The organism is Variovorax sp. CAN15 (assembly GCF_030462475.1).
GTDB lineage: Bacteria > Pseudomonadota > Gammaproteobacteria > Burkholderiales > Burkholderiaceae_C > Variovorax.
Genome location: NZ_JASMRZ010000138.1, coordinates 1 through 6,734, shown reverse-complemented (window position 1 = coordinate 6,734; position 6,734 = coordinate 1). Strand labels below are relative to the sequence as shown.

At 63.6% G+C, this 6,734-nt stretch carries 7 protein-coding genes and 1 pseudogene; 4 read left to right on the top strand and 4 right to left on the bottom strand.

Features of this window, described 5'->3' with window-relative positions:
• From QMO14_RS32310 to QMO14_RS32295, 4 genes and pseudogenes are all read left to right on the top strand, one after another.
• Window positions 1–407: NADPH-dependent F420 reductase (locus QMO14_RS32310; protein ID WP_301512164.1), on the top strand; the 407-nt coding region annotated here is incomplete at its 5' end.
• A gap of 900 nt (window positions 408–1,307) precedes the next feature.
• Window positions 1,308–1,436, top strand: a pseudogene (locus QMO14_RS32305) (IS5/IS1182 family transposase); the annotation flags it as partial.
• Window positions 1,437–1,562: 126 nt separating this feature from the next.
• The gene (locus tag QMO14_RS32300) at window positions 1,563–2,567 is read left to right on the top strand and encodes a M35 family metallo-endopeptidase (RefSeq protein WP_301512162.1); all 1,005 of its coding nucleotides are present in this window, start codon (window positions 1,563–1,565) and stop codon (window positions 2,565–2,567) included.
• A complete protein-coding gene (locus QMO14_RS32295) occupies window positions 2,554–3,030 on the top strand; it encodes an OmpA family protein (RefSeq protein WP_301512160.1) in 477 nt (158 codons plus the stop codon). The genes QMO14_RS32300 and QMO14_RS32295 overlap by 14 nt, the downstream gene beginning before the upstream one ends.
• Here QMO14_RS32295 and QMO14_RS32290 read toward each other — a convergent pair.
• The 4 genes from QMO14_RS32290 to QMO14_RS32275 all read right to left on the bottom strand — a co-directional run.
• A complete protein-coding gene (locus QMO14_RS32290; protein ID WP_301512158.1) occupies window positions 2,996–3,928 on the bottom strand; it encodes an electron transfer flavoprotein subunit alpha/FixB family protein in 933 nt (310 codons plus the stop codon). The genes QMO14_RS32295 and QMO14_RS32290 overlap by 35 nt on opposite strands.
• Before the next feature lie 2 nt (window positions 3,929–3,930).
• The gene (locus tag QMO14_RS32285) at window positions 3,931–4,680 is read right to left on the bottom strand and encodes an electron transfer flavoprotein subunit beta/FixA family protein (protein ID WP_301512156.1); all 750 of its coding nucleotides are present in this window, start codon (window positions 4,678–4,680) and stop codon (window positions 3,931–3,933) included.
• Between the two features lie 46 nt (window positions 4,681–4,726).
• Window positions 4,727–5,725 carry a tripartite tricarboxylate transporter substrate binding protein gene (locus tag QMO14_RS32280; RefSeq protein WP_301512155.1) on the bottom strand — a complete coding sequence of 333 codons (999 nt, stop codon included), beginning with the start codon at window positions 5,723–5,725 and terminating at the stop codon, window positions 4,727–4,729.
• A 32-nt stretch (window positions 5,726–5,757) separates the two neighbouring features.
• The coding region (locus QMO14_RS32275; protein ID WP_301512154.1) for an AMP-binding protein at window positions 5,758–6,734 on the bottom strand (977 nt) is incomplete at its 5' end.

Genomic DNA, 6,734 nt, shown 5'->3' with positions numbered 1-6,734 from the left:
TGGTCATTCTCGCGGTGCCTTTCAGCGCACACGTCGATGTCGCCCGCGCTGCAGGGCAGTGGACCGAAAAGATCGTGGTCGACGCCATGAACACCTACGGCGTTCCGCCGGAAGCGCTGAAAGGTCAGCCGTCCACGGTCGTGGTGGCGTCTGCCTTCCCTGGTGCACGCGTGGTCAAGACGTTCAATCAACTTCCCGCTAGGCTGCTGGCGATGAATCCGGTTGAGCACGGCGGACGGCGGGTCATGTTCGTGGCCGGTGATGAGACGCAGGCCACCGCCGTCATCTCGAAGCTGGTCGGCGACCTGGGCTTTGCACCGATCGTCCTCGGGACACTCGCGGAGTCCGGTACGTTGCTGGACAAGGGCGGCGCGCTGGTTCTGCAGAACCTTATCAAGCAGGGGTGACTCTCGCTCGCGCTTCTGCTTGAGACCTTCGAATAGCTCATCGCATCACGGCACGTCCGACGACTGCGATGAGTCGCGAAGCAGTCATTCAAAAATCTGCGGCCAACGACCGTAGTCGCTGCAAAGCGAATGCTCGCATTGTCTGTCGACGATCGACATGGGGCACATAGCTGCCACCGAGGCTTACTCGACAAACCTCAACTGAACCGAAAGGCCTCTATCACGAAGACTTCAGCAATCGCAACCCAAGGGACCTGTTCGCCAAGCGGGCCGCGAAACCCGCAGCCCAGCCGCTAACCGCCAACCTCAGGCGCCCCACGTCGTGCCTTCTCACTCATCTGAAACAACTCCCCCGCCTTCCGAGCCATCTCGGCCGCAAGCCAAAGCAGATTGTTCAGCTGCCGAGGCCCATCCCCGCTGCACCAGTCGATCTCTTCCCCGTGGCAGACCCACAGAAGAGCTTCGAGTTGAGTCAGGGTGTTTTCAAGAAGATCCGCCGGGTCTTGGGCGTTTGCTTCGGAAGCTACCGGCGTAGTTGGCCGGGCTATAGTCTTGGTAGCCATTTTTGTGCGGTTCCTTTCGGGGGTGAGCACGATCTTGGTTAGACGGCTGGGGTGCTCGCTACACCTCGGCCGTCGCCTTTTGATACCTCGCATCTGCATCGCTGCTTTCGCACCGACAACCTGCCGCGAGGCAAGCAGCCTTCAAACATCTCGGTGGTGGATTGGTGTGAGCGCCTTTCTTCTCCCCTTGGCGGGGTATCGAGTGACAGGGGCATTCACTCTAGAGAAGAAGCAGGCAAAGTAGCTGCTGCTACAGCACGAAGTCGCGGAGACTGCCAACAAATGCAGCTTCTGCTATGCGTCGCAAGCGGACCTGGCCGGCCCCGTGCTGTATCAGGTCGTTGAACGCGGCTTTGCGTGGCTGGAAAAGCGCGGGCGGCCGTGGAAGAACTGCGAGCGGCTGCTCAACACCAGCCTGCAGTTCGTTCCCCTGGCATTCCTGCTCGTTCTGCTCAGAAAACGTTGAACACGTTCTTGGATCGTGAACGTGCGCGACACCGTGACTTAGGTCCTCTCAGCTTGCGATTGACAACAGTGTTGTCTCTGCGGGCGAACTACAACCAGCGTTCCAATCACTCAGGGAACGTATCGGATGGAGCGAAAAATTCTCGTGGTCGGCGATCCGCCGGCCGCTGGCGGACGGGTGTTGCCTTACGACGGCCCGATGCTCGACTTGTATGGACATCGCGTTGCGCTGATCGGCGGCAGGGCGTACTGCGAGGGTTGTAACAGCGTGGGCATCATTGCCAAGGCTGGCGGCCCGCGGCGGCCTGAATTCATCTCCGAGGCGGCGCTGGAGGGCGACGTAGTGATCTGCCATTGCCCGGTGCCACAGCCGATCCTCTCCACATTGCAGCAGACAGCCACATGCGACGACGGCGCGTGGTACGCCGTGGGAGCAGAGTCGAGCGTGGCATCGATGGCATCGACTCACGCGGCTGTACATGGCCAGGAGATTGCTGCATCGAAGAAGATCGTGGACGAGGTTGTCACGCATCCCGCCGAGGCGGAGCAAACCGAAAACATCTGCCCCAACATGACAAACAAGGAGTTCGCCGAGCGGATGCTTGAACTGCGCGATCTGGCCGTCGCACTGATATCAAAAAGACGGTTGCCGGAACTGGCCCGCTGGGACAAGGAAGCACAATCTCGCGTCAAGCTCTGGTTTGGCGTCGCCGATTCATCGATGCGCGAGTATCTGCAAAAAGGCTTGGCTGCCTGTCTGCAGGTTCTGCGAGGACTGGAAGAGAAGAACTTCGTGCGTATGTCGAAAGAGACGGGGAAGTTTCTTTCCTGCACGCTCGATACCGCACCTGGCGTCGTTGCTGCCGTCTGCAAGCCCGAAACCGCAACGCACACGATTGCAATTGCTCTCGACTTTTGCGACCTGCGACCCAAGTCATCTGAAAAGGACTCGCAACTGAGCACGCTGATTCACGAGGTGACGCACTTCACGGACTGCTTCGACAGTGTCGACACCATCTATCATTTGGCTCAGTCTTTGGAGGGAGTGAAGACAAACCCGGCAGGCATGAAAACCAATGCGGACAGTCTTGCGGGCTACGTCATCTTTGGAGAAATCTTTGGCCGCCTATAAATTCCTCGCGGCGCTGATGGCGCTTCCCATGTTGCCCGCGCTCGCCTGCAGTCCTGTCAAATCGATCGACCTCTACTTCCCGACCGACTCGGCGGCGGTGACGACCGAACAGGTAGTCCGGCTTGTAGAGTGGATCGACATGCTCCGAAAGCGCTACCCAAATCACGAGAAGTTCTTCATCGGAGGCGCTGCTGAAATTGGCGAGCGGCACGCGAAAGCACTGGCAATCGACCGGGCCAAAGCTGCAGCAAGAATATTCCAGGAGCTTCAGCTCAGCCCAGCGCGCGTCGAACTGTCGTCGAAAGGATATGCATACGACCCGAGCGCGAGCCTGAAGGGCGAAAAACTGAGGCGGGCAGAAATCGACTTCCTGCCCGCTTGCCCGCACGAGTGCCCTTGTCAGAAGGGCGACCCACTTTCGGCGGCTCCTACAGCGCCTTCACCAGTTCCGGCACGGCCGTGAACAGGTCGGCCACGAGGCCGTAGTCGGCCACCGAGAAGATCGGCGCTTCCTCGTCCTTGTTGATCGCCACGATCACCTTGGAGTCCTTCATGCCCGCCAGATGCTGGATCGCGCCCGAGATGCCGGCTGCGATGTACAGCTGCGGAGCCACGATCTTGCCCGTCTGGCCCACTTGCCAGTCGTTCGGGGCATAGCCCGCGTCCACTGCAGCACGGCTGGCGCCGAGGCCGGCGTTCAGCTTGTCCGCCAGAGGTGCCATCACCTCGGTGAACTTTTCGGCGCTTCCGAGTGCGCGGCCACCCGAGACGATGATCTTGGCGGCGGTCAGTTCGGGACGCTCGCTCTTCGTGACTTCACGGCCCACGAAGCTGCTCTTGCCGCTGTCGGCCACGCCTGCAGCCGATTCGACTGCAGCACTGCCACCCGTGGCTGCAGCCGCATCGAAGCCGGTCGTGCGAACGGTGATGACCTTGGTCGCATCGCTGCTCTGCACGGTGGCAATCGCGTTGCCCGCGTAGATCGGACGCTCGAAGGTGTCCGCGCTCACCACGGCGGTGATGTCGCTGATCTGGGCTACATCGAGCTTCGCAGCCACGCGCGGGGCGACGTTCTTGCCGTTGGCGGTCGAGGGGAACAGGATGTGGCTGTAGTTGCCAGCGATCGCCAGGACTTGGGCTGCGACGTTCTCGGCAAGGTTTTCAGCGAGGCTCGGGCTGTCTGCGGCGATGACCTTGGAAACGCCTGCGATCTGGGCTGCGGCCTTGGCTGCTTCTGCTGCATTGGCGCCGGCCACGAGCACGTGGACGTCGCCGCCGCAGGCCAGCGCCGCGGTCACGGTGTTGAGGGTGGCCGGCTTGATGCTGGCGTGGTCGTGTTCGGCAATAACAAGTGCGGTCATGTTCAGATCACCTTCGCTTCGTTCTTCAGTTTGTCCACCAGCGTTGCAACGTCGGGCACCTTGATGCCGGCGCCACGTTTCGGCGGCTCAGCGACCTTCAGGGTCTTGAGGCGTGGCTTCACGTCCACGCCCAGGTCCTCGGGCTTGACCGTATCGAGCTGCTTCTTCTTGGCCTTCATGATGTTGGGCAGCGTCACGTAGCGCGGCTCGTTCAGGCGCAGGTCGGTGGTGATGACCGCGGGCAGCGTGAGGGAGACCGTTTCCAGGCCGCCATCGACTTCACGGGTCACCGTTGCCTTGTCGCCAGCGACTTCGACCTTGGAGGCGAAGGTGGCTTGGGGAAGATCAGCCAGTGCAGCCAGCATCTGGCCGGTCTGGTTGGCGTCGTCGTCGATGGCTTGCTTGCCGAGGATGATGAGGGAAGGCTGTTCCTTGTCGACCAGCGCCTTCAGCAGCTTGGCCACGGCCAGCGGCTGCAGTTCTTCGGTGGTTTCCACCAGGATGCCGCGGTCGGCGCCGATGGCCATGGCGGTGCGCAGGGTTTCCTGGCACTTGGCGTCGCCGCACGACACGGCGATCACTTCCGTGACCACGCCCTTTTCCTTCAGCCGCACCGCTTCTTCAACGGCGATCTCGTCGAAGGGGTTCATGCTCATCTTGACGTTGGCAATGTCCACTCCGGTGCCGTCGCTCTTCACGCGCACCTTCACGTTGTAATCGACGACCCGTTTGACGGGCACCAGAACCTTCATGGCTGTTCCTTTGAATGACGAAGAAATGAATGGATGAGCGGAGGGCTTACTCGAGCTTCGCGCCCGATTGCTTGATCAGGCGCTCCCACACCGGGCGCTCGGCCTTCCAGGCGGTGGCGAAGAGCTCGGGCGAGCTGTCCTTGATCTCGAAGCCCATGGCCGCCACGCGCTCGCGCACGTCGGGCTGCTGCGTGGCCTTGCGCACTTCCTCGGCGATGCGGTCGACGATGGGCTTGGGCGTCTTGGCGGGCACCGCGATGGCGAGCCAGCCGGTCACGCGGTAGGCCTCGTCCTTCAGGCCCTGCTCGGCCAGCGTGGGCACGTTGGGCAGCGTGCTCATGCGGCGCTCGCCGCTCACGCCGATGGCGCGGATCTTTCCGGAATCGATGTGCGGCTTGGCGACCAGCGCGCTGGCGTAGGCCATCTGGATCTGGCCGCCGATCAGGTCCTGCATCATCGGCGCCTCGCCCTTGTAGGCGACGTGGCTCATGTCCGACTGCGTCGACAGGCTCATGTGCGCGCCGGCCAGGTGCGGATAGGCGCCCACGCCGTACGAGCCGTAGGCCACCTTGCCCTTGTTGGCGACGACGTGCTTCAGCAGCTCCGGCCCGGTCTTCGCCGGCACGCTGGGGTGCACCACCAGCACCAGCGGCGCCGACGCGATCTGGTAGACCAGCGTGAGGTCGCGCGCCGTGTCGTAGGGCAGCTTCTCGTAGAGGAACTCGTTGGTCATGAGCGAATTGCTCAGCCCCAGCACGATGGTGTAGCCGTCGGGCGCGGCCTTGGCGACCGCGTCGGTGCCGATGATGCCGGCAGCGCCTGGCTTGTTGTCGATGATGACGGGCTGGCCCATGCTGGCCGACATCTTCTGGCCGATCACGCGTGCGAGCACGTCGGTGGCACCGCCCGCGGCGAAGGGCACGACCATGCGGATCGGCTTGTTCGGGTAGGCGGCCTGGGCCTGTGCCTGAGTGCCCAGCAGGGCGACGGAAGCGGTGGCGCACAGCAGCAGCGCGCGGCGGGTCGGAAGGCGGAAGGTCGTCATGGCTTGTCTCTGTCTATGTTTTCTGAAAAAGGTCACTGCGCGGTGATGCGCGTCTTGAAGGGCAGGGGCTCCAGCGCCTTGCGCAGCCGCTCCTGCAGCGGCGCGGCGAGCGGGCCCGCGGCGGCGCTGTCGATCTGAACGCGCACGAGGCTCTCGCCCTCGGTCTTCGCGATGGGCCGCGCGGTCTCGGGCACGCCGAGTTCGGCGCAGGCCTCGGCGATGGCGGCGTTCACCACCTGCAGCGCGGCCATGGCGCGCAGCTCGGGCTTGTAGATCTTGCCGACGTTGGTCATCGGCATGGTGCCGATCACCGACACCCACTTGGGCCGCGCCGGCGCCTCGTCCACGCGCGCCGAGGTGAAGGCCAGCAGCTCTTCCTCGGTCGCCGATGCGCCGGGCACCAGCGTCGCGAAGATCACGGGCAGCTCGCCCGCGTAGGCGTCGGGCGCGCCCACTGCCGCGCACAGCTGCACGGCGGGATGCGCGCCCAGCGCGTCCTCGATGGTCTTGGGGTCGATGTTGTGGCCGCTGCGGATGATGAGGTCCTTCGAGCGGCCGGTGAGGTTGAGCCGCTCCTGGTCGTCGATCCAGCCCAGGTCGCCGGTGGCGAGCCAGCCGTCGGCGGTGAAGGCCTTGGCGTTGTCCGCAGGGTCGACGAAGCCCGAGAACACGTTGGGCGACTTGAAGAGCACCATGCCCTGCTGGCCGCGCGGCATCTCGCGGTCGGTCGCGTTGCCGTTCTCGTCGAGCGCCACCACGCGCATCTGCATGTACGGCAGCCGAAAGCCGACGCAGCCCGCGGGCCCGTTCACGCCGGGCGGCGTGATGGTCGAGATGCCGGCCATCTCCGTCATGCCCAGGCTCTCGTGCACGTGCAGGCCGAACAGGCGCTCGAAGCGCGCGGCAAGCTCTGGCGCGAGCACGGCGGCGCCGGTCCGGCAGTAGGTGATGGAGGAAATGTCAGCGCCGTCCAGCGGCACGTTGGCCAGTGCCGCGAGCACGGTGGGCA

Bases quoted from the DNA above. Each gene is read 5' to 3' on its own strand.
- QMO14_RS32285 (WP_301512156.1), bottom strand. From the start codon at position 4,680: ATGAAGGTTCTGGTGCCCGTCAAACGGGTCGTCGATTACAACGTGAAG.
- QMO14_RS32280 (WP_301512155.1), bottom strand. From the start codon at position 5,725: ATGACGACCTTCCGCCTTCCGACCCGCCGCGCGCTGCTGCTGTGCGCC.
- QMO14_RS32300 (WP_301512162.1), top strand. From the start codon at position 1,563: ATGGAGCGAAAAATTCTCGTGGTCGGCGATCCGCCGGCCGCTGGCGGA.
- QMO14_RS32290 (WP_301512158.1), bottom strand. From the start codon at position 3,928: ATGACCGCACTTGTTATTGCCGAACACGACCACGCCAGCATCAAGCCG.